The 26,968-nt window shown below is 63.9% G+C and carries 22 protein-coding genes and 1 tRNA gene; 8 read left to right on the forward strand and 15 right to left on the reverse strand.

The annotated features are described in order from the left end of the window. Positions 1–4: 4 nt before the first annotated feature. The 5 genes from GJ668_RS21125 to aspS form a co-directional block, all read right to left on the reverse strand. Positions 5–256, reverse strand: a complete 252-nt coding sequence (locus GJ668_RS21125; protein WP_222930801.1) for an oxidoreductase — start codon at positions 254–256, stop codon at positions 5–7. Between the two features lie 140 nt (positions 257–396). Further along, complete coding sequence (locus tag GJ668_RS15980; protein ID WP_155451132.1) at positions 397–1,647, reverse strand: IS1096 element passenger TnpR family protein; 1,251 nt, start codon at positions 1,645–1,647, stop codon at positions 397–399. Between the two features lie 13 nt (positions 1,648–1,660). After that, the gene (locus tag GJ668_RS15985; protein WP_155451133.1) at positions 1,661–3,451 is read right to left on the reverse strand and encodes an ABC transporter transmembrane domain-containing protein; all 1,791 of its coding nucleotides are present in this window, start codon (positions 3,449–3,451) and stop codon (positions 1,661–1,663) included. Positions 3,452–3,530: 79 nt separating this feature from the next. Next, positions 3,531–3,983: a dihydroneopterin triphosphate diphosphatase gene (gene nudB / locus GJ668_RS15990; RefSeq protein WP_155451134.1), complete on the reverse strand. Its 453-nt coding sequence runs from the start codon at positions 3,981–3,983 to the stop codon at positions 3,531–3,533. Then, positions 3,980–5,758 carry an aspartate--tRNA ligase gene (gene aspS, locus GJ668_RS15995; RefSeq protein WP_155451135.1) on the reverse strand — a complete coding sequence of 593 codons (1,779 nt, stop codon included), beginning with the start codon at positions 5,756–5,758 and terminating at the stop codon, positions 3,980–3,982. The genes nudB and aspS overlap by 4 nt, the downstream gene beginning before the upstream one ends. Before the next feature lie 147 nt (positions 5,759–5,905). Between aspS and GJ668_RS16000 the strand changes: the two genes are divergently transcribed. Continuing rightward, positions 5,906–6,913 carry a DUF72 domain-containing protein gene (locus GJ668_RS16000; RefSeq protein ID WP_155451136.1) on the forward strand — a complete coding sequence of 336 codons (1,008 nt, stop codon included), beginning with the start codon at positions 5,906–5,908 and terminating at the stop codon, positions 6,911–6,913. Between the two features lie 6 nt (positions 6,914–6,919). Here GJ668_RS16000 and GJ668_RS16005 read toward each other — a convergent pair whose 3' ends face one another. The 3 genes from GJ668_RS16005 to GJ668_RS16015 all read right to left on the reverse strand — a co-directional run bounded on the left by GJ668_RS16005 (position 6,920) and on the right by GJ668_RS16015 (position 9,677). Further along, positions 6,920–7,786 (reverse strand): DUF4435 domain-containing protein, encoded by an 867-nt coding sequence (locus GJ668_RS16005; RefSeq protein WP_155451137.1) that lies wholly within the window; start codon positions 7,784–7,786, stop codon positions 6,920–6,922. Between the two features lie 29 nt (positions 7,787–7,815). Continuing rightward, complete coding sequence (locus GJ668_RS16010) at positions 7,816–9,012, reverse strand: ATP-binding protein (protein ID WP_155451138.1); 1,197 nt, start codon at positions 9,010–9,012, stop codon at positions 7,816–7,818. A gap of 320 nt (positions 9,013–9,332) precedes the next feature. Next, on the reverse strand, positions 9,333–9,677 hold the full coding sequence (locus GJ668_RS16015) for an FmdB family zinc ribbon protein (RefSeq protein WP_155451139.1): 345 nt from the start codon (positions 9,675–9,677) through the stop codon (positions 9,333–9,335). A 211-nt stretch (positions 9,678–9,888) separates the two neighbouring features. On the opposite strand from GJ668_RS16015, the gene GJ668_RS16020 reads away from it, so the two are divergent. From GJ668_RS16020 to GJ668_RS16035, 4 genes are read left to right on the forward strand one after another with little or no spacing between them, the layout of a single operon-like run. Beyond that, positions 9,889–10,746 (forward strand): SDR family oxidoreductase, encoded by an 858-nt coding sequence (locus tag GJ668_RS16020; RefSeq protein ID WP_155451140.1) that lies wholly within the window; start codon positions 9,889–9,891, stop codon positions 10,744–10,746. A 9-nt stretch (positions 10,747–10,755) separates the two neighbouring features. Then, complete coding sequence (locus GJ668_RS16025; RefSeq protein ID WP_155451141.1) at positions 10,756–12,090, forward strand: ParA family protein; 1,335 nt, start codon at positions 10,756–10,758, stop codon at positions 12,088–12,090. After that, a complete protein-coding gene (locus tag GJ668_RS16030; protein ID WP_155451142.1) occupies positions 12,087–12,995 on the forward strand; it encodes an SPOR domain-containing protein in 909 nt (302 codons plus the stop codon). The genes GJ668_RS16025 and GJ668_RS16030 overlap by 4 nt, the downstream gene beginning before the upstream one ends. 13 nt (positions 12,996–13,008) lie before the next feature. Next, the gene (locus GJ668_RS16035; RefSeq protein ID WP_155451143.1) at positions 13,009–13,794 is read left to right on the forward strand and encodes a MinD/ParA family protein; all 786 of its coding nucleotides are present in this window, start codon (positions 13,009–13,011) and stop codon (positions 13,792–13,794) included. 28 nt (positions 13,795–13,822) lie between these two features. Here the strand turns inward: GJ668_RS16035 and greA are convergent, their stop codons facing one another. The 5 genes from greA to GJ668_RS16060 form a co-directional block, all read right to left on the reverse strand. Continuing rightward, positions 13,823–14,299 carry a transcription elongation factor GreA gene (greA, locus tag GJ668_RS16040; protein ID WP_155451144.1) on the reverse strand — a complete coding sequence of 159 codons (477 nt, stop codon included), beginning with the start codon at positions 14,297–14,299 and terminating at the stop codon, positions 13,823–13,825. A gap of 163 nt (positions 14,300–14,462) precedes the next feature. Further along, on the reverse strand, positions 14,463–17,672 hold the full coding sequence (gene carB, locus GJ668_RS16045; RefSeq protein ID WP_155451145.1) for a carbamoyl-phosphate synthase large subunit: 3,210 nt from the start codon (positions 17,670–17,672) through the stop codon (positions 14,463–14,465). A gap of 99 nt (positions 17,673–17,771) precedes the next feature. Then, entirely contained in the window at positions 17,772–18,917 is a 1,146-nt protein-coding gene (gene carA, locus GJ668_RS16050) for a glutamine-hydrolyzing carbamoyl-phosphate synthase small subunit (RefSeq protein WP_155451146.1), read from the reverse strand. 367 nt (positions 18,918–19,284) lie between these two features. After that, positions 19,285–19,361, reverse strand: a tRNA-Arg gene (locus GJ668_RS16055). Positions 19,362–19,476: 115 nt separating this feature from the next. Then, on the reverse strand, positions 19,477–20,517 hold the full coding sequence (locus GJ668_RS16060; protein ID WP_246194941.1) for a PilZ domain-containing protein: 1,041 nt from the start codon (positions 20,515–20,517) through the stop codon (positions 19,477–19,479). A 212-nt stretch (positions 20,518–20,729) separates the two neighbouring features. Between GJ668_RS16060 and GJ668_RS16065 the strand changes: the two genes are divergently transcribed. The 3 genes from GJ668_RS16065 to GJ668_RS16075 all read left to right on the forward strand — a co-directional run bounded on the left by GJ668_RS16065 (position 20,730) and on the right by GJ668_RS16075 (position 23,485). After that, positions 20,730–22,448, forward strand: coding sequence for a proline--tRNA ligase (locus tag GJ668_RS16065; RefSeq protein ID WP_155451148.1), 1,719 nt, complete (start codon positions 20,730–20,732; stop codon positions 22,446–22,448). A gap of 81 nt (positions 22,449–22,529) precedes the next feature. Further along, positions 22,530–23,045: a 3-hydroxyacyl-[acyl-carrier-protein] dehydratase FabA gene (gene fabA, locus GJ668_RS16070; protein WP_186343153.1), complete on the forward strand. Its 516-nt coding sequence runs from the start codon at positions 22,530–22,532 to the stop codon at positions 23,043–23,045. Positions 23,046–23,053: 8 nt separating this feature from the next. Then, positions 23,054–23,485 carry a DNA polymerase III subunit chi gene (locus GJ668_RS16075; protein ID WP_155451149.1) on the forward strand — a complete coding sequence of 144 codons (432 nt, stop codon included), beginning with the start codon at positions 23,054–23,056 and terminating at the stop codon, positions 23,483–23,485. An 11-nt stretch (positions 23,486–23,496) separates the two neighbouring features. Here GJ668_RS16075 and GJ668_RS16080 read toward each other — a convergent pair whose 3' ends face one another. Together GJ668_RS16080 and parC are read right to left on the reverse strand one after the other, a co-directional pair. Next, positions 23,497–24,609, reverse strand: a complete 1,113-nt coding sequence (locus GJ668_RS16080; RefSeq protein ID WP_155451150.1) for an HD-GYP domain-containing protein — start codon at positions 24,607–24,609, stop codon at positions 23,497–23,499. Positions 24,610–24,717: 108 nt separating this feature from the next. Beyond that, positions 24,718–26,964, reverse strand: a complete 2,247-nt coding sequence (parC, locus tag GJ668_RS16085; RefSeq protein ID WP_155451151.1) for a DNA topoisomerase IV subunit A — start codon at positions 26,962–26,964, stop codon at positions 24,718–24,720. Between the last annotated feature and the right edge of the window lie 4 nt (positions 26,965–26,968).

Here is a 26,968-nt window from a genome sequence, read left to right on the forward strand (position 1 = left end):
TCGATCATCGCCTGGCGATCGAGCGCGAGCGGCGCCCTGTCGCTGGCACCGAAGGGCACGGCGGAGGGGGCGACGGTTTGTCAACCATCGTCAGCAAGGCCGCGCCCGAGAGCGCGAGCTGACCGAGATGGATCAAGTGCCAGTCGCTCATGCAGCCGTTGGTCGCGGAATACTGGCACATGGGTGCGATCACGATGCGATTGGCCAGCCTGAGCGAGCCGATCGTCAAGGGTTCGAAAAGTTTCGGTGTAGGCATGTCGATTAACCTGTGAGTCGATGAGGGATCGGGGTCGGGTCCACTATAGGGTCGTCTGGATCGGAACGGCGGATTGCGCACCGGGCGTCAGGCCAGAGACTCGGCGCTTGATCGAACGATCACGCACCCGTCGATGCCCGCTACCAATCCCCATACTGCACGGGTGCCGCGCCATGCACTTCCAGCACCTGTGGCTCCTGGCTCTTGGATTCGGCGTTCACACGTTCGACGAGGAGTTCGAATCGCCAGTCATCGCCAAAGTCGAACAGAAAGCTGATCCGCATCCCTTCGCAGAGCGAGAGGTCGCCAACCTTGACCTCATCCGCCACGTTGTCGGACTCGCCCGCCAGATCGGGATGATCGATCGCGATGGTGCCGCCGAAGCGGTCTTGATAGCTGAAGCGGTACAGATGGTCCGTGTCATCGAAGTCGAAGGCGGTGAGAATCGTGGCCGCGAGTGCGTCGAGATGGGCGTCGCCCCCAATGGCGATCCGCCGCCAGCAACCCGCTCCCAGCGACACCTTGAACAGATGCTGGCCGGGTTGGAAAGGGGACGCGGGAATCTCCAGCTCCTGGCGCCAGTCGGGGATCTGCGGACGCACCAACTGGCTCCAGTGCTCGAAACGCGCCAGCGGGTCGAAAAAATCCCCGGCGTCATGGATGGGCGTGGCCGATTCGGCCTCTGGCGCCCAAGGTTGGCGCATGAAGCCCGCAAAGTGGCCCAGCAAGGAACGTCCCCACTCGGTCAGACCGATCCGCTCTGGCTGCCATCCCTTGCCTGCCACCGGTGGCATGGCCCGCAGGTCGAGCAAACCAAAGAGCTCCAGCAACGCCAGATGGTGGAGGCCGGGAGAATATCGAAGCCAATCCGCGTCCTGAGGTGTCTTGAACGTTAGACCGGCATCCGGCAGCCGTTGAAGAAAGGTGACGATCTTCATCGACGCATCCCCGCCCCAACTTTCGAACTCGCCGATGACCCCCTCGCTTGAACGACCCCACCAGGCTTTCAGCAAGGCAAAATAGCGCTCGGCCCCGTTGAGGGCGGACCAGGAGGCCAGGACGACGGGGTCGAGATGCAGACGCGGTTTCTTGGACGCCATGTCGATCCGCGCCAGGCCACTCGCACGCAGCACCAGATACAAACCATTGATGTGCGGATAGGATTTCTGCATCGCACGCTTCAGCCCCAGTTCCAGGGGATGGGCGAGACGCTGATTGATCGTCTCCAGGGTCTTCATGGCGAACAAATGGCCAGGGGTGAGCGGCAGCCCCTGATCGCCAATCAGGTCCAGCAGGGCGTCGAAATCCCGTAGGATGGTTCCCGGCGGCTGCCGTTCAAAATCCGGTGCGTCGAATTGGTGGATGAAGGTCGGTACACGGGTCTTGGTCATATCAAATATCCATTCAACCGCCGCACGGCTCCTGGAACTGGAGTGTGGCCAGACGCGCATAGAGTCCATCCTCGTCCATGAGTTCATCATGCCGCCCTGCGGCCACGATCCGTCCCTGATCGATCACCAGAATCCGGTCGGCATTGCGCACCGTGGCGAGCCGATGGGCGATGACGATGCTGGTGCGCCCCTGCATCAGAGTTTCAAGCGCCTCCTGCACCAGACGCTCGCTCTCGGCATCGAGCGCGCTGGTGGCCTCGTCGAGCAGCAGCAGCGCCGGATCGCGCAACAGCGTGCGGGCAATGGCGATGCGCTGACGCTCGCCGCCCGAGAGCCGCACGCCGCGCTCACCGAGATGGGTGTCGAAACCTTGCGGCAGCCGTTCGATGAATTCGAGCGCATGGGCGGCCTTCGCGGCGCGGCGCACGTCCTCGTCGCTCGCGCGCTCCAAACCATAGCGGATGTTCTCCCAGGCGCTGGCGCCGAAGATCACCGGATCCTGCGGCACTAGGGCGATGCGGCTACGCAGATCGCGCGGATCGAGCCGACGGATATCGACCCCATCGAACAGCAGACTCCCCGCCGTCGGATCATAGAAACGCAGCAGGAGCTGGAACAGCGTCGACTTGCCCGCACCCGAGGGCCCGACCAGCGCCAGCCGCTCGCCCGGCTCGACGGTCAGATCCAGCCCGTCAAGTGCCGGCGTATCCGGGCGCGAGGGATAGACGAAGCGCACCCCGCGCAGTTCGATCCGCCCACGCGACGGCTCAGGCAGCGGTTCGGGCGCCACCGGCGGCAGGATCGCCGGCTGGATCTCCAGCAGCTCCATCAGCCGCTCGCTGGCCCCAGCGCCGCGCAACAGTTGTCCGGTCAGGTCGCTCAGCGACCCCACGGCTCCGGCGACCACGATGGCATAGAACAGAAACGCTGAGAGTTCACCGCCGCTCAGGGTGCCATCGAGCACCTGATGTCCACCGATCCAGAGCACCACGCCGATCGCGCCAAAGGTCAGAAAGGTAGCAATCCCCGACAGCGCCGCGCTCGACAGCGAACGGCTCATGGCCACGTCGAACGCGGCCTCGACCTGATCGCCATAGCGGCGACTGTCGATCGGTTCGTGACAGAACGCCTGCACGGTGCGGATGCCGTGGATGGCTTCGTCGACATAGGCGCCGACATCGGCGATCCGATCCTGGCTGTCGCGCGAGAGCCGGCGCACGCGCCGCCCGATGATCCAGGCCGGGCCGATGACGATCGGCAATCCGGCCAGCACCAGCCCGGTGAGTCCCGGACTGGTGATCATGAGCATCAGGATGCCGCCGACGACCAGCAGCGAGGTGCGGATCGACATGGCGAGCGTCGAGCCAACCACCACTTGCAGGATCGCCGTGTCGCTGGTCAGGCGCGAAATCACCTCACCGGTGCGCGTGGTCTCGAAGAAGGCGACATCCAGGACTAACACCCGTTCGAATACCGCTTGGCGAATGTCGGCCACCACCCGCTCGCCGATCCAGTTGAGCAGATAGCTGCGCGCCATGATGGACGCCGCTGTGAGCATCACCACGAACAGAAACAGCATCAGCGAGCGATCAAGCTCCGCGACTGAGCCGGTGCTGAGTCCTGAATCGACCACAACCCGGATCACCTGCCCGAAGGCCAGCACCGAGACGGCGGCGATCAGCAGCGCGACCAGCGCCAGCGCCAGTCGGCGCCGATAGGGCCAGGCGAACTGGAGCAGACGCTTGAGCGCGGCCAGATTACGGGTAGCGGGTCGATCGGTCAGATTGGCTTTGATGTCAGGCATGGGTTGGGTCGAGAGGCTCGCTGGCTGTCAGGTCGGGCTTGAGGCTGTCGCCAAGAGATGGGGGCGGTCGGCTTGAGGCTCAAAGCCACGCCCGTCGTGCCTCAAGCGCTTCGATGGTCTCGCGGTTGGTCCAGGAACCGGTCAGCTCGGCGGCCTCGCGGGCCGGGAGCCAGCGGTATTCGAGATGCTCGCGTGGATTGAGCCGCACCAGCCGCCGCGAGTCGAGCACCAGGCCGAAGCGATATTCACGGTTGAAGCAGACGTTGGGCGCATAGCGATGACGCCAGGCCGGGATGATCGGAAACAGTACCGACTGACGCAGATCGATGAGCGCGCCGCCAGCGCGCAATCCGGTCTCCTCCCAGAGCTCGCGCACCGCCGCATGCCTGGGCGTCTCGCCTGGCGCGAGACTGCCCGTGATCGACTGCCAGAACCCGGCCGGGCGGGTGCGACGCATCAGCAGGAACTCGCCGCCTCGGGTGCAGACGACGACCAGCGCCGACTGCGCCCGTTTGCGCTCAGGATCGCTCAAGCGCGTGTCCGCAAGCGCAGCGCCAGCTCCTTGAGCTGGGCCTCGTCGACCGCCGAAGGCGCGTCGGTGAGCAGACAGGCCGCCGTCTGGGTTTTGGGGAAGGCCATGACGTCGCGGATCGAGTGGGCGCCGGTCATCAGCATCACCAGCCGGTCGAGACCGAAGGCGATACCGCCGTGCGGCGGACAGCCGAAGCGCAGCGCCTTGAGCAGGAAGCCGAAGCGATCCTCGGCCTGCTCGTCGCTGATGTTCAGGAGCTTGAACACCTGACGTTGCACCGCGTCGCGATGGATACGGATCGAGCCGCCGCCGAGTTCGGTGCCGTTGAGCACCATGTCATAAGCCCGCGAGAGACAGGCGCCCGGATCGGTTTCCAGCAACCCGAGCTGTTCCTCCTTGGGCGCGGTGAAGGGATGATGCAGCGCCACCCAGCGCCCGTTGGCCGGGTCATGCTCGAACATCGGGAAGTCGACGACCCACAGCGGACGCCACTCACCTTCCAGCAAGCCGCGATCCTGACCGAGCTTGACGCGCAGCGCGCCGATCGACTCGTTGACCACGCGCGTCTTGTCGGCGCCGAAGAAGATCAGATCGCCGTCCACGGCTCCGGTGCGGGCCATGATGCCTTCGACCGTCGCATCGGGCAGGAACTTGAGGATCGGCGATTGCAGCCCCTCGCGCCCCTTGGTCGCCCACTCGTTGACCTTGATATAGGCCAGACCCTTGGCGCCATAGATACCGACGAACTGGGTATAGCCGTCGATCTCCTTGCGCGAGAGCTCGCCGCCCTTGGGCAGACGCAACGCGACCACACGCCCTTCGGGATCCTTGGCCGGACCGGCGAAGACCTGGAAGTCGACGCCGTCCATCAGATCGGCGACATCGATCAGCTCCAGCGGCACGCGCAGATCGGGCCGGTCGGAGCCGAAGCGGCGCATCGCCTCGTCATAGGTCAGACGCGGGAAGGGATCGGGTAGCTCGACGCCGATCACCTCGCTGAACAGGGTGCGGACCAGGCCCTCCATCAGCGCCATCAGCTCGTCCTCGCTCATGAACGAGACTTCGATGTCGAGCTGGGTGAACTCGGGCTGACGGTCGGCGCGCAGATCCTCGTCGCGGAAGCAGCGGGCGATCTGATAGTAGCGATCCAGGCCCGACATCATCAGCAACTGCTTGAAGAGCTGGGGCGACTGCGGCAGCGCGAAGAACTCGCCCGGATGGGTGCGGCTGGGGACTAGATAGTCGCGCGCACCCTCGGGCGTGGATTTGGTCAGGATCGGCGTCTCGATGTCGAGAAAACCCTGCTCGTCGAGGAAGCGGCGCATCGCCTGAGTGACGCGGCTGCGGGTGCGCAGACGCGCCTGCATCTCGGGGCGGCGCAGATCCAGATAGCGATAGCGCAGACGCAGTTCTTCGGATGCATCCGCCGTGTGGCTATCGAGCTGGATCGGCGGGGTCTCGGCGGCGTTGAGGATCTCCAGATCGAGTCCCAGGATCTCGATCTCGCCGGTGGGCAGATCCGGGTTGGTCGTGCCCTCGGGACGCGGACGCACGCGACCGGTGATCTTGAGCACATATTCGCTACGCACCTGCTCGGCGCGGGCGAAGATCTCAGCGCGATCCGGGTCGAACACCACCTGAACCAGACCCTCGCGGTCGCGCAGATCGATGAAGATGACCCCGCCGTGGTCGCGCCGCCGCTGCACCCAGCCACACAGGACGACCTCCTGGCCTGTATGCTGGCTGTTCAAATCCCCACAATACTGCGTGCGCATCACTCTATCGCCCCATCTTGTTCAAGGTGGATGGACCCGGCGCCAATAGAGGCCGGAACCATCATGAAAAAGCGTGAAAGATTACTAGCCGCAATGGTTTAGCGCAAGCACTGACCACGATCGACGCTGGCATGAGAGCATGAACACATGAAGCCATCGAACCAATTGGATCTGTTCGCGGGCACGCCGGATGAAGCGCCCGCGCCTATATTCGTCGAGCCGGCGCGCGACACCTGGAGCCAGGCGCGTGAACTCGCCGGTGCCCTACCCGCTCGGCTGCGGCTCGGTACCTCGTCCTGGTCGTTTCCGGGCTGGCTGGGACTGATCTATGATCCGGCGGCCAATCCGCGTGTCCTGTCGCGTCATGGGCTGCACGCCTATGCCCAGCATCCACTACTGCGCACCGTCGGTGTCGACAGCGCCTACCATGCGCCGGTGCCGACCGAACGTCTGCGCGCCTATGCCGAGCAGGTTCCGGAGGAGTTTCGCTTTCTGGTCAAGATGCCGGCGGCGATCACCGATGCCGTCTTGCGGGCCGGTGGCGGGCGTCCGGTTGAAGCAAATCCTGGTTTTCTCGACCCGGAGCGGGCGACCGAGCAGTCGGTCCAGCCGTTCGTCGAGGGACTGGAGGCGCGCGGTGGCGTGCTGCTGCTCCAGTTTCCGCCACTCGGCGAGACGATCACCGCCAACCCGCGCCGCTTTGCCGAGGATCTGTACCGCTTCCTGCGCCGCCTGCCGACTGGTCCCTGTTATGCGGTCGAGGTGCGCGATCGCGAGCTGCTGACGTGCGATCTGGCCGAGGCCCTGCGTCACGGCGGCGCCCAGACCGCGCTCAGTCTGCATCCGCGTCTGCCCGCGCTCGATCGGCAGCAGACACTGTTCGCCGATCTTCCGCCAGGTCCATTGGTGCTGCGCTGGATGCTGCGCGCCAATCGTCGCTATAACGAGGCTCGGAACCTCTATCAGCCCTTCAACCGACTGCGCGAGCCGGATCCGACCGCGCGCGGCCAGATCGCGCAGCTCGTCTCCGAGGCGCTGAGTGCCGGACGCGAGGTCTATGTCATCGCTAACAACAAGGCCGAGGGCTGCGCGCCGCTGAGTCTGATCGGGCTGGCCGAAGCCTTGGTTGACTCTCCAAAACGCTTGAAGACCTGAAGCGTTCTACTCGCCGACGATATGAGCAAAGAAATCATCCAGTACCGCATCGAGCAAACCCAGCGTCCTCGTCAGTCTGGCCAGATGGAAGCGCAGCTCGCGCTTGTTCCCGAGCCGATAATGATTGGCCAACCAGAGCAACAAGCGCTTGCCGTCGATACCGCGAATCAGCCCCAGCCATCGTTCGGTGCTTCGATCATGGTCCGCACCGCCGAAACTCACGATCTTTTCGATCCAATCCTCGACAGAGCCAGCCACTTCCGGCGATAGCTGACGCTCGACTTGTCGGAGAATCTCAGCATAGTTCTCCAGCAAGGTCTGGTTCAAACCAAACGTTTTGTCAAAGCCGCGTCGTCCATAAGACATCAGCAGCAAACTTCCGGCGACGATGGGGGCCAGTCCACAGACAAGACCGAACAACTCATTGTTAACCTCTGTCTCGGGCCTCGGACTCCGCCCCTGCTCGTCCGCGAGAAAGGACTCGATAACCAGGGGATGCAACAGATAGTTCTCAATTTCCCAGCGTCGCAGAACGTAGATCCGCTCGCCGAATGGGGAGCGATTCGAGCAACAGACGTCGGTCGTATCGAGGAAGGCTTCCCAGTGTGAACGCGCCGCCAGACTATCCCGATCCAGAATACCCAGGGCGTCGATTCCATTTTCGACGTCCTCTTCGACCTGAGCGACGACGCAGTTGCATCCACCACCCAGCTCATCACCAGCCGCCCGGAACTCGACCTTGTCGCCCCGATCGTTGAACCAGCGCTCAGCCAGAATTTGGACGTCCTCTTCGGATTCCAGATAGATGAAACGCTTTGCCACATAGCGTCGCTCAGCCAGATCGCCGGACGCGAGCTCTTTCAAGGCCGCCATGATACCCTCCCTCCCTATTCCACACCCCGTTAGGCAACGCCTTCCTCAATGATGTGCCCGCCCTTGCGTAGTCCCGGTTCAGGGATGTCGTGACCGAAGGCGGGGATCAGCTCCCTGGCATGGGTGCTGGTGATGATGGTCAAACCAGGGTGATCAACGGCTAACTGTTTGAAAAATGACAGTGTTCGGTGCTGCCAGATCGAGTGCAGATGGATATCCAGCTCGTCGACCAGCAGTAGGGTGTTGCGTGTCATGTGGACACCGACTCGCAAGTAGAGCTGGATCAAGCTCTTTTCGCCACTACTGAGCCGATCCAGGCGATGCGGATTGCCACCGCTGACGACCATGGCCTCCGGGGGTTGCTTACGCACACCCTTCAAGAACTTGGGACTCTCGACGAAGACGCGCTCGTTGATGACTTTGATCGCTTGCTCGTAGCGGCCATCATCCAACCATTTGAGCCAGACCAGAAGGTTGTCCAGCGAATCCTGCCACCCCTGGCTCTCGGTACCGAAGCGATGCACTGGACGGTACCCCCAGCTCGGAGGCTGTATGACACCCCGCTGGCTGTCCTGAACCCTCGGAATATCCCGATAGGCCGAGAACAAGAGCAGGGTCGGCATCGTCAGCGGAGCGTCCTCAAAGGCGTCTGGGGCTTGGTTTTGATGCGCGTGCATCGCGGCGAGTATATCCGCGACGAAATCATCATCGACGAGACCATCGACCACCATGGAAAGTCCGCGTGGCTGCCCACCGCTTCCGCTGCCCTCGCCAACCCGAGACAGCCGGCCGCTCGCCTGTCGAATAAAGCCGAACAGACTGTGTGCTTGGGCTCCGTACCGAGCTAGTCTCGACTCGCCCCAGGGGTTCAGCCCCCAGGGCTCATCGCGTCCGGCGACCAAGGATAGGATGCGCGTCGTTTCTTCACCGTCCTTGCGCACGCGAACCAGAAAATCCCACTGCGCCCTTCCGGCCCCTGAGTCCAGATCCTCGAATCCGATGGACTCCGGGACACGCTGCTCGAACATCCCCATCAATGACGCCATCAGATCGAGCAAGGTCGTCTTGCCCATCCCGTTCTTGGAGAGCAGTAAGTAGACATTGCAGGGTTCGTCGTCCGCGTCGGTGAAATCGAGCTGGAAGGGTTGCTGCTGAAAGGGACCAATACCCTCGACGGTCAGGAAGAGCGGTCGGAAATCGAGTACCTGGAAGTTGGCAGCGATCATGTTCGCGCTCCATTATTGAAGGTCGCAATCGCGGCGGCGATGTCATCGGCCATCATTCTCTATCCGTGGATACGCACCGGCTCGGCCTGCCCGGTCGCGACCAGCATATCCCCCAGACCCGTCAGGCGTTCGGCCCCGACGCGATCGAGGATGATCACACGGGACGCAACAGCTACCTCAGTTTCATTTCATTCGAAATGTGTAGCGCCTCGCCAAGCTGTCGTATATCGCCTGATTGCTGGATTGTAAGACGTTTGGCCATCCTTGGCTCAAATTGGGTCTGGACTCCCAGGCTCAAAACTGCGCTTGGCACGTCGTTCTCAGGCGACGTTCTTGGCCGCTGGCTTGGACGTGGACGTGCTGGAGGCCGTATCGCTCTTGGCCGCGCCGCTACCGCTGGAGCCGGAACTCGCGCTGTCCGATTTGGCCGCCGACTCCTTCTTCTCGCCGCCGCTATCGTGCAGGTTCTTCTTCTTATCGCCGGCTTTTTTGAAGTCGGTCTCGTACCAGCCGCCGCCCTTGAGCCGGAAACCGGCCGCCGAGATCAGCTTCTTGAGCGCCGGCTGGCCGCACTCCGGGCAGTCGGTCAGCGGCGCATCGCTGATTTTCTGCATCTTTTCCAGCTCGTGACCACAGTGTTCACAACGATATTCATAGATTGGCATGGAGGTTTCCTCTCACTCAAAACTAAAGGGTTGATCGGACGATCATGACGTTTTCGACGGCGCCCCAGATGTGGATCGCGCCAGCAAAATCAAATCCGGTTGCGTGACGGGGCCAGATTGGCGTTAATGCCCAACCCAGGAGGCTTCCGCCGCGCTCGACGTGCGCCGGAAGCCCGCCCGGCCCCTCGTTACTCAAGGTTCAGACGCTCCGATGCACGCGAACGTAACTACCCGCTCCATCCTCATCACCGGCTGCTCCAGCGGGATCGGCCATCATTGCGCGCACGCCCTGGCGCGTCGCGGCTGGCAGGTGATCGCCTCGGCGCGACGGTCCGAGGACGTCGCCCGGCTCGAAACTGAAGGACTGAGCGCGGTGCAACTGGATCTGGACGACCCGGCGAGCCTCAGCACGGCGCTGGAACGGACGCTGGAACTGACCGGCGGACGGCTCGACGCGCTCTTCAACAACGGCGCCTATGGCCAGCCAGGCGCGGTCGAGGATCTGAGCCGCGATGTCCTCCGCGCCCAGCTCGAAACCAATCTGCTCGGCTGGCACGACCTGACCTGCCGCGTCATCCCGCTCATGCGCCGTCAGGGCCAGGGACGGATCGTGCAGAACAGCTCCATCCTCGGCTTCATCCCCCTGCCCTATCGCGGCGCCTATGTCGCCAGCAAATATGCGCTCGAAGGTCTGACCGATACTCTGCGGCTGGAACTGCGCGGCTCGGGGATCTCGGTCTCGCTGATCGAGCCGGGGCCGATCCTGAGCCGTTTTCGTGACAACGCGCACCGTGCCTTTCGGGCCAACATCGACCCTGAGCACAGCGTCCATCGCAACGCCTATCGCCGGGCCGAGGCGCGTCTGACCAAGGAAGGGCCCGCCCAGCCCTTCACCCTGGGACCGGAGGCGGTACTGACCAAGCTCGTGCATGCCCTGGAGAGCCAGCGCCCGAGGGCGCGGTATTATGTCACCTTCCCCACCCATCTGCTCGGCACGCTCAAGCGTCTGCTGCCGACCAGCGGGCTGGATTGGTTCATGGCGCGTGCGTCGCGCGGTGGAGAAGGCTGAGTCAAACTGATGACACCCAAGCAGAGACCCGAACTCACTGGTCCCGCTCCCGAGATCGTCGCCGTTTTCGGCCGACTCGCCGGCGTGGGCGCCACCACGACCGCTGTCAATCTGGCGCTGGGCCTGGCCGCTGCCGGGCGTTCGGTGCTGCTGCTGGATCTCGACCCCGAGGGTGGAGCCAGTCGGGCGATGGGCGTGGCGGAACGGGAGCGCGGCGGCACCGGGCGCGTGCTGCGCGAGCGTGCCATCACGCGCGACATGATCGTCGCCACCCAGGTGCCACAGCTCTATCTGGCGCCGGCCAGTCCCGAACTGGCGTCGGTCACCGAGGCTCTCGGGGAGGACGACGACCCGCTGACGCGCCTCTATCAGGCGCTGGCGACCCTGCCAGCCTTGTCACTCGACTTCGACCATGTGGTCCTCGACTGTCCGCCGTCGCTCGATGCCCTGACCAGCAATGCCCTGATCGCGGCGCACCGGATTCTGCTTCCGCTCGCCGCCGAGACGCCGGCACTCGATGAGCTGCCCGCGTTGCTCAAACAGGTCAACGAATTGCGTGCAGGCCGCCCACAACCACTCTATGGACTCTATCTGCTGATCGGGATGCGCGGCGCGACTGCGACCTCCAGGAACCTGATCGATCAGGTACGGCGTGAGCATGGGCGCATGACGCTCGCGACCGAGATCCCGTTCGATGTGCGGCTCAGCAAGGCCGAAACGCCGACGCAGCCACTGCTGGCGTCCGGACTGACCCGCGAGATCAGTCAAGCCTATCTGGGCTTGGCCGCCGAGTGGTTGATGCTGAGTGAGACGGGCGACCGCCCGGATGGAAGCTGGCGTCCCAAGTCGAGCGAGGAGCGCCGGGCGCGTCATCGTGCGCGCCTGACCCAGGCCATCGAGGACTGGCGACTCGATCCGCTATCGCGGCTCTATGATCCCGAACAGGCCATGCGTCATCAGGACAGCCAGGCACTCGGGGCGCTGTTTGAGGCGGCCGCGCCACGGCGTCGCTTCTCGCTCGCCTGGCGTCCGGGGCGCGCGACCTGGCTGGTTCTGACGTTGCTTCTGCTCGCGGTGGGTCTGTCTGTCTGGCTCCATCCCTGGCTGACCGACAAACAGCGACGTCTGGAACTCGCCGCGCGCTTCATCGGCTCCGCGCATCATTGGGAGGCCGGCAGCCAACTTCTGGCGCGCGCCGACGAACGCGCCTATCGAGAATTGCTCCTGGCCGCGCAACTGCTCGACACCAATCGCGCGCGCCTGATCGCCTGCGCCGAGCGCGCCACGTCAAGCGGACCGGCCGAGTGCCTGGTCGTACTGCCATCAATGGAGGCAAATCCATGACACGCGACAACACCCAGGCTCAATGCCTCATGGCGCTGGCCCTGATAGTCGGCGCCCCCCTGACGGCCGTTGAGGCCGATGCGGGTCAGCCGCTTCCACGCGCACCGTCCGAGTCCGCCAGCGATGCACGCTGGCTGGAGCACCTGCCGTCAGCGACTCAGCCGCTACCCAGGTCCATCGATCTGGCTCAGTCGGGTTCCAGTTCGCTCGAGGACGCGCTGAAGCTGCTGGAATCGCGCGTCGAGTCCGGCGCCCTCGACACAGCCCCGAGCCGCGTCGAGTCGCCACCACCGGTCCCCGCCGACGAACGGCGCAGGGAGACGCCGGTCTCGGCCCCGCCGCCTCCAGTCGCACCAGCCCCGCCGGTCGTGCCGGCTCCACCCGTCGCACCCGAGCCAATCGAGCCGGTGTCACCGTCGGCTGATGCCATCGACGCCGCCCCCGAAAAGCCACCGTTGGCTCCAGTGGCACCGAGCGACGCTCCCAATCCCGATGAACCGACCGCAGAAGCCGCGCCACCCCTGGAAGCGCCACCGGAGACTACGCCTGAGCCAGTCGACGCGCGGATCACCGCGAACACACCCGAACCCGCCGCGCCGCCAGCGACCACCGGACGCTGGCAGGTGCAGCTCCTGGCCGGGCGTTCACTGGCACGGGTCGAGCGCGACCGCGACGACATCCAGCGCTTCCATGGCGACAGCGTCGCGGGTCTGACCCTGGCGATCAGTCAGGCACGCCCCGGCGGCCTCTATCGTCTGCGCGCGCTCGACTGGACGAGTCAGGCGGCGGCCGGCGACTGGTGCCAGCGTCTGCGCGCGGCAACCCGACTTGAGTGCATGGTCGTGCGTGGCGACGACCCGCCAGCGTCAGCCTCCATGGACGCGCCCCCACCCCCAGCGAGATAGTCAAGCAGGCTCCATGCGTACCCTCTGTGTCACATCCGGTAAGGGCGGGGTCGGCAAGACCACGCTCTCCATCAATCTCGGCATCGCGCTCGCGCGCGCGGGCCGCAAGGTGCTGCTGCTCGACGGCGATCTGGGGTTGGCCAACCTCAACGTGATGCTCGGGATCATCCCCAAGCACACCATCCATGACGTCATCCGTGGTCACAAGACCCTGGCCCAGGTCGTGATCCAGACGCCCTATGGGCTGGATCTCATCGCCGGGGCCAATGGCATCGCCGAGCTGGCCGATCTGGGGGAACGCGAGCGTGCGCAGGTGATGCACGATCTGGAGGATCTCAACGGCTATGACGTGCTCATCATCGATACCGGGGCCGGCATCGGCGACAACGTCGTGCGCTTCGTGCTAGCCGCCGATGATGTGCTGATCGTCACCACGCCGCATCCGACCTCGCTCACCGATGCCTATGGCATCATCAAGACCATCCTGGCCAAGGAGTCCAAGCCACTCAAACTGCTGGTCAACTGCGCGCCCTCGCCCGCCGACGCCAAGCGAGTGGCCACGCGCCTGGCCGGCGTGACCGATCGGTTCATGAACGGCACGCTCGAATTCATCGGTCATGTCCCGGTCGACAGCCTGATCGAGAAGAGCATCCTGGCGCAGAAGCCGCACCTGATCCTCAATCCCGGCTCGACGAGCGCCCGATGCATCGAGCAGGCCGCGACACGGCTGGTCAACGGTCATTCACCCAACCTCACCAGCAGTCTGGGACGCTTCCTGAAACGCCTGATCGGGCACTGAAGCCGGATCGGGCGCGGATTCAGCCGCATCAGATGTACTGGATCTCCAGGATCTCGAACTCACGCAGCCCGCCCGGCGCCTGGAGCGAGGCGACATCACCCTCGGCCTTGCCGATCAGACAGCGCGCCAGCGGCGAACCGACCGAGATCAGCCCCTGCTTGAGATCCGCCTCGTCCTCGCCGACGATCTGATAGCAATGCTCCTCGTCGGTCTCCAGTTCGAGCACCTTGACGGTGGCCCCGAAGATCACCTTGCCGTTGTGCGCCATCTGGGTCACGTCGATGATCTGGGCATGCGAGAGCTTGCCTTCGATGTCTTTGATGCGACCCTCGACGAAGCCCTGCTGTTCGCGGGCGGCATGGTATTCGGCGTTCTCCTTCAGATCGCCGTGCGCGCGCGCCTCGGCGATGGCCTCGATGATACGCGGACGCTCGACACGCTTGAGCTGCTCCAGTTCTTCACGCAATTTCTCGGCACCCCTGGCAGTCAGAGGGACTTTGTTCATGGATGATTTCCTCGTATGTGAAAGCGCCGCCGGGAAGATTCTCCCCAGGCGGCGCCGACCTCTTGCGGGTCTCTTTGGACGTGATCGGGATTGCGTCGCCGCCTCATCACACCCGGTGTCGAGCCGGATCGGGACGAGGCGCCGGTCAGTCGCGCGACACGATTCAGTACAGGTCTTGTAACCGATTGACGCTCAGGATGTCCAGTTGCTTGAGCGCCATGCAGGTGGCCTCGGCTCCGGCGATGGTCGTGGTATAGGGTACCTTGTGCTGGAGCGCCGCGCGACGGATGGCGGCTGAATCCGCAATGGCCTTGGCCCCTTCGGTTGTATTGACGATGAAGCCGATCTCATTGTTCTTAATCATATCGACGAGATGCGGGCGACCCTCAGCGACCTTGTTGACGCCCGTGCAGGGCAGCCCGACGGCGCGCACGGCTTCGGCGGTGCCGTGGGTCGCGTAGAGCGTGAAACCGAATTCGAGCAGATCGCGCGCGACCTCGACCAGACGCGCCTTATCGCCCTCGCGCACGCTCAGGAGTGCCTTGCCGCCTTTGCGTGGCAGCAGACTTCCGGCACCCTCCTGAGCCTTGGCATAGGCTTCGCCGAAGGTCTCGCCCACGCCCATCACTTCGCCGGTGGACTTCATCTCAGGCCCGAGCAGAGTGTCGACGCCGGGGAACTTGACGAAGGGGAAGACCGCTTCCTTGACGAAATAGTGCTTGGGCCGAACCTCGCGTCGATAGCCTTGCTCTTCGAGCGAGCGCCCGGCCATGCAGCGCGCGGCGACCTTGGCCAGCGCCAGACCGATCGCCTTGGAGACGAAGGGCACGGTGCGCGAGGCGCGCGGATTGACTTCGAGGATGAAGATCTCGTCACCCTTGATCGCGAACTGAGCGTTCATCAGGCCCACGACATTGAGTCCGCGCGCCATCTTGACCATCTGCTCGCGCATCCGGTCCTGAATCGCCGGCGACAGGGTGTAGGGCGGCAGCGAACAGGCCGAATCACCCGAGTGCACGCCGGCCTGCTCGATGTGCTCCATGATGCCGCCAATCAGGACATCGTTGCCGTCGCAGATGGCATCGACATCGACCTCGATGGCATCGTCGAGGAAGCGGTCGAGCAGTACCGGCGAATCGTTGGAGACGCGCACCGCTTCGCGCATGTAGCGCTTGAGATCGGTCTCGTCGAAAACGATCTCCATCGCCCGTCCGCCGAGCACATAGGACGGACGCACCACCAGCGGATAGCCGATGGCGGCGGCACGCTCGACGGCCTCCGCCTCGCTGCGCGCCGTGGCATTGGGCGGCTGGCGCAGACCCAGCTCCTGGATGAGCTGCTGGAAGCGCTCGCGATCCTCAGCCAGGTCGATGCTGTCGGGCGTAGTGCCGATGATGGGCACGCCGGCGGCTTCGAGCGCGCGCGCCAGTTTCAACGGGGTCTGACCGCCGTACTGAACGATCACGCCCTTGGGCTTTTCCTTGGCGACGATCTCCAGCACGTCTTCGAGTGTCAGCGGCTCGAAATAGAGCCGATCAGAGGTGTCGTAGTCGGTCGAGACCGTCTCGGGGTTGCAGTTGACCATGATGGTCTCATAGCCGTCATCGCGCATGGCGAAAGCGGCATGGACACAGCAGTAGTCGAACTCGATACCCTGACCGATACGGTTGGGACCGCCGCCGAGCACCATGATTTTCTCGCGGTCGGTCGGCTCGGACTCGCACTCTTCCTCATAGGTCGAATACATGTAGGCGGTGCTGGAAGCGAACTCGGCGGCACAGGTGTCGACCCGCTTGTAAACCGGATGCAGACCCAGCTCGTGACGCAGGGCGCGGATCTCAGATTCCTGCGCCCCGACCAGCCGGGCGATGCGCCGATCGGCGAAGCCCTGACGCTTGAGCGCGCGCAGTCGCTCCAGGGTCAGCCCGGCGTGGCCGGCAGTGCGCGTCTCGTCCTCGGCTTTGATCAGATCCTCGATCTGGGCCAGGAACCAGGGGTCGATGCGGCTCAGATCATGGATCTCGTCGAGAGTCATGCCGGCGCGGAAAGCTTCGGCAACATAGAACAGTCGCTCGGCGCCGGTCTGGCGCACTTCGAGCCGAATGGTATCGAGTGCGTCGGGGTCGTTGAGATCGACGATCTCGTCGAGTCCGTAACGGTCGATTTCGAGTCCACGCAGGGCTTTCTGCAGCGATTCCTGGAAGGTGCGGCCAATGGCCATGACCTCGCCGACCGACTTCATTTGCGTCGTCAGACGTGCGTCGGCCAGGGGGAACTTCTCGAAAGCAAACCGCGGGATCTTGGTGACCACATAGTCGATGGTCGGCTCGAACGAGGCCGGCGTCGCGCCGCCGGTGATCTCGTTGCGCAGTTCGTCGAGCGTATAGCCAACGGCGAGCTTGGCCGCGACCTTGGCGATCGGGAAGCCGGTGGCCTTGGAGGCGAGCGCCGAGGAGCGCGACACACGCGGGTTCATCTCGATGACGATCATGCGCCCGGTGGCCGGATCGATGGCGAACTGCACGTTCGAGCCGCCGGTGTCGACGCCGATTTCGCGCAGCACCGCGATCGAGGCGTTGCGCATGATCTGATATTCCTTATCGGTCAGCGTCTGCGCCGGCGCGACCGTGATCGAGTCGCCGGTGTGTACGCCCATTGGGTCGAGGTTTTCGATCGAGCAGATGATGATGCAGTTGTCTGCGTGATCGCGGACGACTTCCATCTCATACTCCTTCCAGCCGAGCACCGACTCCTCGATCAGCAGCTCCTTGGTCGGCGACAGATCCAGACCGCGCCGGCAGATTTCCTCGAACTCTTCCTGGTTGTAGGCGATGCCGCCGCCGCTGCCGCCCATGGTGAAGGACGGGCGGATGATGGTCGGAAAGCCGATCGGCGCCTGGACCTGGATCGCTTCCTCCAGACTGTGGGCAATGGCCGAGCGCGGCATGTCGAGTCCGATCCGGCGCATCGCCTGCCGGAACAGATCGCGATCCTCGGCCTTGTCGATGGCTTCACGCGAGGCGCCGATCAGCTCGACGCCGAATTTTTCGAGCACCCCTTCGCGCACCAGATCGAGCGCACAGTTGAGCGCCGTCTGACCGCCCATGGTCGGCAGGAGCGCGTCCGGGCGCTCTTGCTCGATGATCGAGGCGAGCGCGCGCCAGGTGACCGGCTCGATATAGGTCGCATCGGCCATCTCGGGGTCGGTCATGATGGTGGCCGGATTGGAGTTGACCAGGATGACCCGATAGCCCTCTTCGCGCAGCGCCTTGCAGGCCTGCGCGCCGGAGTAGTCGAATTCGCACGCTTGACCGATGACGATGGGGCCGGAGCCAATGATCAGGATGCTATGGATGTCGGTACGCTTGGGCATGGGGTCTCACGCGGCGGTTCGGAAAGGTGGGCGATGTCAGGCACAGGGCGGTCGAACGGGCGAGCCGTCCGGATCGGACGGACTCAGGGCAGTCGGTCGTTAGGCTTTGCGCTCCCGCATCAGGTCGATGAAATGGTCGAAAACGGGCGCGACGTCGTGTGGACCCGGACTGGCTTCGGGATGCCCCTGGAAGCTAAAGGCCGGACGCTGGCGATGATGGATCCCCTGAAGCGAACCGTCGAACAGCGAACGATGGGTCGCCTCCAGCGTCTCGGGCAGACTCGACTCGTCGACCGCGAAGCCGTGGTTCTGGCTGCTGATCATGACCACGCCGGTCTTGAGATCCTGCACCGGATGGTTGGCGCCGTGATGGCCGAACTTCATCTTGAGCGTCTGGGCGCCGCAGGCCAGCCCGAGCAACTGATGACCGAGACAGATGCCGAAAATCGGGGTCTCGGTCTCCAGCAGTTCGCGAATGGCGGCGATGGCGTAATCACAGGGCGCCGGGTCGCCCGGTCCGTTGGACAGAAAGACGCCATCGGGTTCGAGCGCCAGTACGGTCGCCGCCGGCATGTGCGCCGGGACCACGGTGACATGACAGCCGCGATCGACCAGCATCCGCAGGATATTGCGCTTGATGCCGTAGTCGTAGGCGACCACATGGAAGGGCAGTTTGTCGCCGACCGGCTTCAGTGGTTCGGGCAGTCCGCTGTCGAGCGTCCAGGAACCCTGGGTCCAGGGATAGGCTTCCTGGGTCGAGGCGTGCTGGGCCAGATCCATGCCCTTGAGTCCGGGGAACGCACGCGCCTCGGCGAGTGCGGCGGCCTCGTCGATGGACTCACCGGCCTGGATGCAGCCGTTCTGAGCGCCTTTTTCGCGCAGGATACGGGTCAGACGTCGGGTGTCGATATCGGCGATACCGACCACGTTGTGACGGGTCAGATAGGCGTCGAGTGACTCCTGCATCCGGAAGTTGCTCGGGCGCGCCGGCAGATCGCGCACGATGAGTCCGGCCGCCTGGATGGTGCCCGACTCCTCGTCCTCGGAGTTAGCGCCGACATTGCCGATATGAGGATAGGTCAGGGTGACGAGCTGTCGCAGATAGGAGGGATCGGTCAGGATCTCCTGGTAGCCGGACATGGCCGTGTTGAAGACGACCTCACCGACGCTGGAGCCGTCGGCGCCGATCGACGTTCCGCGAAAGACCGAACCGTCTTCCAGAACCAAAATCGCGGGTTTTCTCAAGGGTGTCTCCGAATCGGGGGCGAGGGACGCGCGATCGTCCTGGATCGACGACACAGGCACGTTTCAAGGTCGCTGTGACAGCGACGCGCTAAATCTTCGGTATTTTAGAGAATGGCGGGCAGACTGTCCATGTGACACGGCTTTGGGCTTCGTCCAGGAGTTCCAAATTTGCCCATGTCACCGTTGTGAGGGTCGGCGAGAAGACAGGGCGGGTTGGAGTGCCTTGAGCATGAACTCAAACAGCCCCCAAGTGGCGAGGGTATGAGTCAGCATCTTGGGGTGCCACGCGCAGTCGCCCAGTTGGTTTTTGCGTCATGATCGAGTCACGCTAGACAACCAGGAGAAAGAAGCGGTGTAGGTATTTGATTGGCGCGCCCGACAGGATTCGAACCTGTGACCCCAGCCTTCGGAGGGCTGTACTCTATCCATCTGAGCTACGGGCGCGTGGCGTGAGAGCCTGGACTGAAGGGTGACGCACTATCTGACAGCGTCAAATCCAGGACGGCGCATTATGGCCCCTGGCGTGTCATTCGTCAAAGGCCATCGAAGCGCCGATTCGTCATAACCGCCCGCCTTTAAGCGGACTACTCCGTTGTTCCGAGACGCCATAGGCTCGATCATGGACGCTCTGGAGCATCTCCAGCTCATCCCAGGCTTCCTGAGACCAGCCACCCGGCAGATCGTTACGGCCCAAGACCAGGCTTTTGAAGACCATTTCGAAATCCTTGACGTTGCCCCAGCCAGCGACGAGCCGCTCGACGGCTTCGGGAAACTCAGACTCCAGACAGGACCGCGTCTCCTCCTCGCTGGCCAACTCCGAGCGAGTGTGGCTCGTGCTGGAACGCGCTGTCGCCGTCGCCACCGATTTCAGCCAATCCGGAGCACCCTCCAGATAGCTGCTGAAGGTGGAATTTTCTTCTTCCGTGTTGGACAGCCGATTCAAAACCAGATCGACAAAGGTGCGAATCGTGCTGCTCGGATGCTCGAATGCCAGCGACAGGGTATAGAGTTCGGCCCAGTCGAACCCCTTGACTTCGGACTTGCGCACATCTGAGACCCGTGCGCGCAAACGGATGCTCGGCAAATCGAAGGTGCCCCGGATCGATAAACTGATGCTCTGCCCGACCTGATAGGTCTCGAAGACCGTCACCGTGTAGCGGCCTTCCAGAATCTGCAACAGCTTCTCGCGCAGCTCATCGGTATCGCTGACCGTCACTTCCAGCTCGCGAAACAGGGCCAGCTTTCCGTCCTCACCCGCCGTTGTGTCTGACGGGTGCAGCATTTTAAGCAGGCGCTCCAGGCGACTCTGGCCGCGTGGCGACAGGCTGATGAAACGCAGCGCCACCAGATAACCGCCCTCACTGAGCGGACGCTCGCGTAGCATCTGGCACAGGGCACGGATGGTTTTGCCAGTCCGCCAGGGCAGGCTGAGCGTCAGGGTCTCGACATTTTCAGGCAATGGCTCGGACAGATACAGCAGCGCGCCCCCCCAGGAGAGGTCGCGCGTGGAGGCACGCACCGGTTTGTCGTGGCCTGGGATGGCCAGCTCGACCGAAATCTGTAGGTCGATACGAGCCTGTGTGCGCCGCTCCGTGGCCATGGATATCGATTCTGAATGAACCATTGACATGCTTTCCAGGAATAGGGGCGATCTGAAGGTCGAGCGACCGTAGGGGTTCGGTTGAAAGACTGATATTTTATACCATTAACGCCGTGATCTGCCCCATCGTCGGCCTGTTTTGCCACAGGTGTTGTTTCAACGCCGTCGGACCAATAGACTTTCGCGCTTTACCTGCCGAGATTTTCGATCCGATGCGCACCTCAGAGTTTCCGCTCCAGACTATCAAAGAGACACCGGCCGATGCCGAGATCGTCAGTCATCGGCTGATGCTGCGTGCCGGCCTCATCCGCAAGCTCGCCGCCGGGCTCTATACCTGGCTGCCGCTTGGACTGCGCGTACTGCGCCGGGTCGAGCGCATCGTGCGCGAGGAGATGGACCGCGCCGGGGCGCTGGAAGTGTCCATGCCCGCTGTGCAACCGGCTGAACTCTGGCAGGAGTCCGGGCGCTGGGAACAATACGGCCCGGAGTTACTGCGTTTCAAGGACCGCCACCAGCGTGAGTTCTGTTTCGGCCCCACGCATGAGGAGATCATCACCGAGCTGGCGCGTAACGAACTCAAGAGCTACAAACAGCTTCCCATCAATTTCTACCAGATTCAAACCAAGTTCCGCGACGAGATCCGTCCGCGCTTTGGCGTGATGCGCGCGCGCGAGTTTCTGATGAAGGACGCCTACTCCTTCCATCTCGACGCGGACTCGCTGGACGCGACCTATCAGCGCATGCACGAGACCTACTGCCGCATCTTCACGCGCTGCGGACTCGATTTTCGCCCGGTGAGCGCCGACACCGGCAGCATCGGCGGCAGCGCCTCGCACGAGTTCCATGTCCTGGCCTCCTCAGGCGAGGACGCCATCGCCTTCTCGACGGCGAGTGATTATGCGGCCAACGTCGAGCTGGCCGAGGCCGTGGCGCTGGCTGAGACCGCGCCCGCGCCAGCCGAGGACGCGCGTCTGGTCGATACACCCGAAGCGCGCACCATCGCGGATCTGGTCGCGCAGTTCGATCAGCCGATCACGCGCACGGTCAAGACCCTGGTGGTCGCGGCGTCGGAGGACAGCGACGCTGAGCTGGTCGCGCTCCTGGTGCGTGGCGACCACGAACTCAACGCCATCAAGGCCCAGAAGCTGCCGCAGGTCGCCTCACCGCTGCGCATGGCCACCGAAGCCGAGATCCGCGCTGTCATTGGCGCTGGTCCTGGTTCGCTCGGGCCGAAGGATCTGCCGATTCCCTGTATCGTCGACCGCACGGTCGCTGTCACCGCCGACTTCAGTGCCGGCGCCAATATCGACGGCAAGCACTGGTTCGGGCTGAACTGGGGCCGTGATCTGCCGCTGCCCGAGGTCGCGGATCTGCGCAACGTGATCGAGGGCGATCCCAGTCCAGACGGCCAGGGGACGCTCACCATCGCGCGCGGTATCGAGGTCGGTCACATCTTCCAGCTCGGCCGCAAGTACAGCGAGGCGATGAAGGCCACCGTGCTCGGCGAGGACGGCAAAGCGACCGTGATGACCATGGGCTGCTACGGCATCGGCGTCTCGCGCGTGGTCGCGGCGGCCATCGAACAGCATCATGATGAGCGCGGCATCTGCTGGCCGGCGCCGATCGCGCCCTTCGAGGTCGCACTGCTGCCGATGAAGCTCGGCAAATCCTACCGGGTGCGCGAGGCGACCGAAAAGCTCTATGCCGAACTCCAGGCCGCCGGGATCGATGTGCTGCTCGACGACCGCGATGCACGCCCCGGCTTCATGTTCGCCGACATGGAACTCATCGGCATCCCGCATCGCATCGTCGTCGGCGACAAGGGACTCGACGACGGGCAGGTCGAGTACAAGGGCCGCACCGACGACGAGATGCAGCTCATCGCCATCGACGCGATCGTCGAGTTCGTGCGCGCGCGTCTGCGCACCTGATTCAACCCTTAACGCTTTCGGCGGCCCTGTGTCGCCGGGCCTCCAGCATGCCATCCGGCGTGCCTTACTCTAGGATCGACTGTGAATAAAGAAGCCTCTTTCAATCGCGATGAACTGCTCGCCTGCGGGCGCGGCGAGATGTTCGGCCCGGGCAACGCCCAGTTGCCGGTGCCCAACATGCTGATGATGGATCGCATCGTGCGTATCGCCAACTTCGGCGGCGCCAATAGCAAGGGCGAGATCCTGGCCGAACTCGACATCAACCCTGATCTCTGGTTCTTCCAGTGCCACTTTCCGGGCGATCCCGTGATGCCCGGCTGTCTCGGACTCGATGCGCTCTGGCAGATGGTCGGCTTCTATCTGGGCTGGATCGGTAATCCCGGACATGGCCGGGCGCTGGGCGTGGGCGAGGTCAAGTTCACCGGTCAGGTGCTGCCGACGGCGAGCAAGGTGACCTATCACATCGACATGAAGCGCGTCATCAGCCGCAAGCTGGTGCTCGGCATCGGCGATGGCGTGGTCCAGGTCGACGGGCGCACCATCTACACCGCCAGTGATCTGCGCGTCGGACTCTTCACCTCGACCGAGGGGTTCTGAATCGCGTTATGACGCGGGTCGATTTCTACAGCCTCGAACCCGACAGCCGGGGTGATCGTTTCATCCTGGCCTGTCGGCTCGTCGAGCGTATCCGCGCTCAGGAGCTGCGCGTGCTCATCCTCTGTCCGGATCGCGAGGAGGCGCGCCATCTCGACCGTCTACTGTGGACCCTGCGGCAGGAGAGCTTTCTGCCGCATGGTCTGGTCGGGAGCGTGGATGCCGCCCTGACGCCGATCCTCATCAGTCTGGACGGCTCGCCCGCAAGCGAGTGTCAGGTGTTGCTGAATCTCTCGCGCGAACTCCCGCCTGGACTGGAACGCTTCGAGCGGCTGTGCGATCTGGTCGACAACGATCCAGCGCTACGTCAGGCCGGACGCGCGCGCTTCCGTGCCTACCGCGAGCGCGGCTACGCGCCCAATCACCACCAGATTCGCTTGTAGGGCTCCGCCCATCAACCGAGTGCCAGCGCGGCCGTCTCGGCCTCGCCATAACGAATCGCCACCTCGCAGAATTCATCGAAACAGGCGATGAAGGCATCCGCCACGTCGGGGTCGAAATGGCTGCCGCGACCGGCGACGATGATCGCGTAGGCTTCCTCGAAGGACATCGGCGGCTTGTAGACACGTTGCGAGATGAGCGCATCGAAGACGTCGGCGAGCGCCATGAGCCGCGCGGCGATGGGAATATCGTCACCGGCCAGCCCATCAGGATAGCCGCCGCCATCCCAGCGTTCGTGATGATAGTGGGCGATATCCTTGGCCATCATGAGAAAATCGAGCGGACGATCGACGTCGCGCTCGGCCTGCTCGATGACGTCACGCCCGAGCTTGGCGTGAGTCTTCATGACCTCCCACTCCGCCGGCGTGAGCTTGCCGGGCTTGAGCAGGATGTGGTCCGGGATGCCGACCTTGCCGATGTCGTGCAGCGGCGCGGACTTGACGAGGAGATCGATGGCGTGCCGTGAGAGAAAATCGGCGAAACGCGGATGCTCGGACAACTGCTCGGCAAGCGCACGCACATAGCCCTGGGTGCGGCGCAGATGATTGCCGGTCTCGGGGTCGCGGATCTCGGCCAGATGCGCCAGCGCATGGATGCTGACGTCCTGCACGGCCAGATTCTCGCTCATGCGTCGCGCCAGCTCGACTTCGAGATAGGCGTTCTGGTTCTTGAGCCAGTCGCGCGCCTGCTTGAGTTCGAGCTGGGTGTGGACGCGCGCGCGCAGGATCGGCGGCACGATCGGCTTGGCGATATAGTCGACCGCACCGACATCCAGCCCGCGGATTTCGGCCTCGGTGCTGTCCATGGCGGTGACGAAGATGACCGGGATATCGCGCGTCTCAGCGTCGGAGCGCAGACGCGAGAAGACCTCATAGCCGTCCATCTTGGGCATCATGACGTCGAGCAGGATCAGATCCGGCTTGGGCGTGGTCTTGACCACGCGTAGCGCCTTGTCGCCCGAAGTCGCGGCGCGCACGCGATACTCGGTTTGCAGCAACTCGCTCAGCACGGCCAGGTTCTCGGGCGAGTCATCGACGATGAGGATCGTCGCCAGGCCAGCATCCATCGTTAAACCTCCAACATGGGGTCGAGGGGGCGCTGTTGTTCCTATCCGGCGCGGGCTATTGAATTAATCATAGTGGACAAATCGCAAAAACATCGACACGTCGGTGGCTTATGCACGCAATCCATCGACGCGTTGAAAGCCGCGCGGCAGGAGTTTACCACGCCGTCCCCGCTCGCCACGGTAAAGCGCGAGATCGGCCGGCTTGAGCGTAAGTTCGCGTTTACCGGCCGACAGCGTCAGACTCGCACCCTCGCCTACCACGGCAACGGCGAGCAGACGCTCGCCATCGGCTCCGGCGCGTCCAGCCGGCAGTCCGATGATCTTGTTGCCCTTGCCGCGCGCCATCTCGGGCAGCTCGGCGAGCACAAAGACCAGCAGATGCCCGGCACTGGTGACAGCCGCCACGCTGGCGCCTTCGAGGTTAGCGATGCGGACCGGGTCCAGAATACGCGCCCCGTCCGGCAGCGTCAGAACAGCCTTGCCGCCCTTGGGCTTGGCGATCAGATCCTCGAAACGCACGATGAAGCCATAGCCAGCGTCCGAGGCGAGCAGATAGCGCGTGTCGGGACTGTCGCCGAGCACGGTGACGAAGCGCGCGCCGGGCGGCGGATCGAGGCGTCCGGTGAGCGGTTCGCCCTGACCGCGCGCCGAGGGGAAGGTGTGCGCGGGGAGCGAATAACTGCGTCCGGTCGAGTCGAGAAAGACGGCCGTCTGGTTGCTGCGCAGTCGTGCCAGATTCAGGAAGGCATCGCCGGCGCGATAGCTCAGAGTGGTTGCGTCGACCTCGTGACCCTTGGCGGCGCGCACCCAGCCCTTCTCGGACAGGACGACGGTGAGCGGTTCGCTCGGAGCGAGTTCGGTCTCGTCGATGGCGGCCGCGGCGGCGCGCTCGACCAGGGGCGAGCGACGCGCATCGCCATAGCGTTCGGCATCGGCGGTGATCTCGTCGCGGATCAGGCGTTTGAGCGCGCGCTCGTCACCCAGCAGACGCTGTAAGCCATCGCGCTCGGCGGCCAGCTCGGCCTGTTCGGCGCGGATCTTCATTTCCTCCAGGCGCGCGAGCTGGCGCAAGCGGGTGTTGAGCACATAGTCGGCCTGCGGCTCGGTCAGACCGAAGCGCGCCATCAGCACCGGCTTGGGTTCATCCTCGGTACGAACGATATGGATCACCTCGTCGAGATTGAGGAAGGCGATCAGTAGACCATCGAGCAGATGCAGGCGTTCCAGCACCTTCTCCAGCCGGTGCTGGAGCCTTCGGCGCACGGTCTCGGTGCGATAGATCAGCCACTCGCTCAGGATCTCGACCAGGTTCATCACTCGCGGGCGGCCGTTGAGCGCGATCAGATTGAGATTGACGCGATAGCTGCGCTCCAGATCCGTGGTCGCGAACAGGTGCGACATCAGGCGTTCCACATCGACGCGATTGGAACGCGGCACGATGACCAGTCGGGTTGGATATTCATGATCGGACTCGTCGCGGAAGTCCTCGATCATCGGCAACTTCTTGGCGTTGAACTGGGCGGCGATCTGTTCCAGCACCCGACTGCCCGAGACCTGATAGGGCAGCGCGGTGATGACGATGTCGCCATGTTCGCGGGTGTAGCGGGCGCGCTGTTTGAGGCTGCCGTTGCCGGTGCGGTAGAGCTTGAGGAGTTCGTCGGCCGGTGTGACGATCTCGGCCTCGGTCGGGAAGTCGGGTCCGGGGATGATTCGGACCAGTTCCTCCAGCGTCGCCTCGGGGTGTTCGAGCATATGGATACAGGCGCGCGCGACCTCGCGCAGATTGTGCGACGGGATGTCGGTGGCCATGCCGACGGCGATGCCGGTCGCGCCGTTGAGCAGCAGGTTCGGCAGCCGCGCCGGGAGCAGGCGCGGTTCGTCGAGCGTGCCGTCGAAGTTGGGCTGCCAGTCGATGGTGCCCTGATCGGCTTCGGCCAGCAGCAGCTCGGCATAGGGCGTCAGGCGCGATTCGGTGTAGCGCATGGCGGCGAACGACTTGGGGTCATCGGGCGAGCCCCAGTTGCCCTGGCCGTCGACCAGCGGATAGCGATAGCTGAACGATTGGGCCATGAGCACCATGGCTTCGTAACAGGCCGAGTCGCCGTGCGGGTGGAACTTGCCGAGTACGTCGCCGACGGTGCGGGCGGACTTTTTGAACTTGGCCGTGGCGGAGAGTCCGAGTTCGGACATGGCATAGAGGATGCGCCGCTGGACGGGTTTGAGTCCGTCGCCGATGTGCGGCAGGGCACGGTCGAGGATGACGTACATGGAATAATCCAGGTAGGCCTTCTCGGTGAAGTCCTTGAGCGGGCGGCGTTCGAGGCCCTCGGCGGTGTAGATGGGGGTGTCCGACATCGGC

Origin of the sequence: Allochromatium palmeri (assembly GCF_009720725.1) — a bacterium.
In the GTDB taxonomy this organism is placed as follows: Bacteria; Pseudomonadota; Gammaproteobacteria; order Chromatiales; family Chromatiaceae; genus Thermochromatium; species Thermochromatium palmeri.

What these genes read in the sequence shown, in the direction of transcription:
- GJ668_RS21125 (WP_222930801.1), bottom strand. Translation starts at nt 256, where the DNA reads ATGCCTACACCGAAACTTTTCGAACCCTTGACGATCGGCTCGCTCAGG.
- GJ668_RS15980 (WP_155451132.1), bottom strand. Translation starts at nt 1,647, where the DNA reads ATGACCAAGACCCGTGTACCGACCTTCATCCACCAATTCGACGCACCG.
- GJ668_RS15985 (WP_155451133.1), bottom strand. Translation starts at nt 3,451, where the DNA reads ATGCCTGACATCAAAGCCAATCTGACCGATCGACCCGCTACCCGTAAT.
- aspS (WP_155451135.1), bottom strand. Translation starts at nt 5,758, where the DNA reads ATGCGCACGCAGTATTGTGGGGATTTGAACAGCCAGCATACAGGCCAG.
- GJ668_RS16000 (WP_155451136.1), top strand. Translation starts at nt 5,906, where the DNA reads ATGAAGCCATCGAACCAATTGGATCTGTTCGCGGGCACGCCGGATGAA.
- GJ668_RS16005 (WP_155451137.1), bottom strand. Translation starts at nt 7,786, where the DNA reads ATGGCGGCCTTGAAAGAGCTCGCGTCCGGCGATCTGGCTGAGCGACGC.
- GJ668_RS16010 (WP_155451138.1), bottom strand. Translation starts at nt 9,012, where the DNA reads ATGATCGCTGCCAACTTCCAGGTACTCGATTTCCGACCGCTCTTCCTG.
- GJ668_RS16015 (WP_155451139.1), bottom strand. Translation starts at nt 9,677, where the DNA reads ATGCCAATCTATGAATATCGTTGTGAACACTGTGGTCACGAGCTGGAA.
- GJ668_RS16020 (WP_155451140.1), top strand. Translation starts at nt 9,889, where the DNA reads ATGCACGCGAACGTAACTACCCGCTCCATCCTCATCACCGGCTGCTCC.
- GJ668_RS16025 (WP_155451141.1), top strand. Translation starts at nt 10,756, where the DNA reads ATGACACCCAAGCAGAGACCCGAACTCACTGGTCCCGCTCCCGAGATC.
- GJ668_RS16030 (WP_155451142.1), top strand. Translation starts at nt 12,087, where the DNA reads ATGACACGCGACAACACCCAGGCTCAATGCCTCATGGCGCTGGCCCTG.
- GJ668_RS16035 (WP_155451143.1), top strand. Translation starts at nt 13,009, where the DNA reads ATGCGTACCCTCTGTGTCACATCCGGTAAGGGCGGGGTCGGCAAGACC.
- greA (WP_155451144.1), bottom strand. Translation starts at nt 14,299, where the DNA reads ATGAACAAAGTCCCTCTGACTGCCAGGGGTGCCGAGAAATTGCGTGAA.
- carB (WP_155451145.1), bottom strand. Translation starts at nt 17,672, where the DNA reads ATGCCCAAGCGTACCGACATCCATAGCATCCTGATCATTGGCTCCGGC.
- GJ668_RS16060 (WP_246194941.1), bottom strand. Translation starts at nt 20,517, where the DNA reads ATGGCCACGGAGCGGCGCACACAGGCTCGTATCGACCTACAGATTTCG.
- GJ668_RS16065 (WP_155451148.1), top strand. Translation starts at nt 20,730, where the DNA reads ATGCGCACCTCAGAGTTTCCGCTCCAGACTATCAAAGAGACACCGGCC.
- GJ668_RS16075 (WP_155451149.1), top strand. Translation starts at nt 23,054, where the DNA reads ATGACGCGGGTCGATTTCTACAGCCTCGAACCCGACAGCCGGGGTGAT.
- GJ668_RS16080 (WP_155451150.1), bottom strand. Translation starts at nt 24,609, where the DNA reads ATGGATGCTGGCCTGGCGACGATCCTCATCGTCGATGACTCGCCCGAG.
- parC (WP_155451151.1), bottom strand. Translation starts at nt 26,964, where the DNA reads ATGTCGGACACCCCCATCTACACCGCCGAGGGCCTCGAACGCCGCCCG.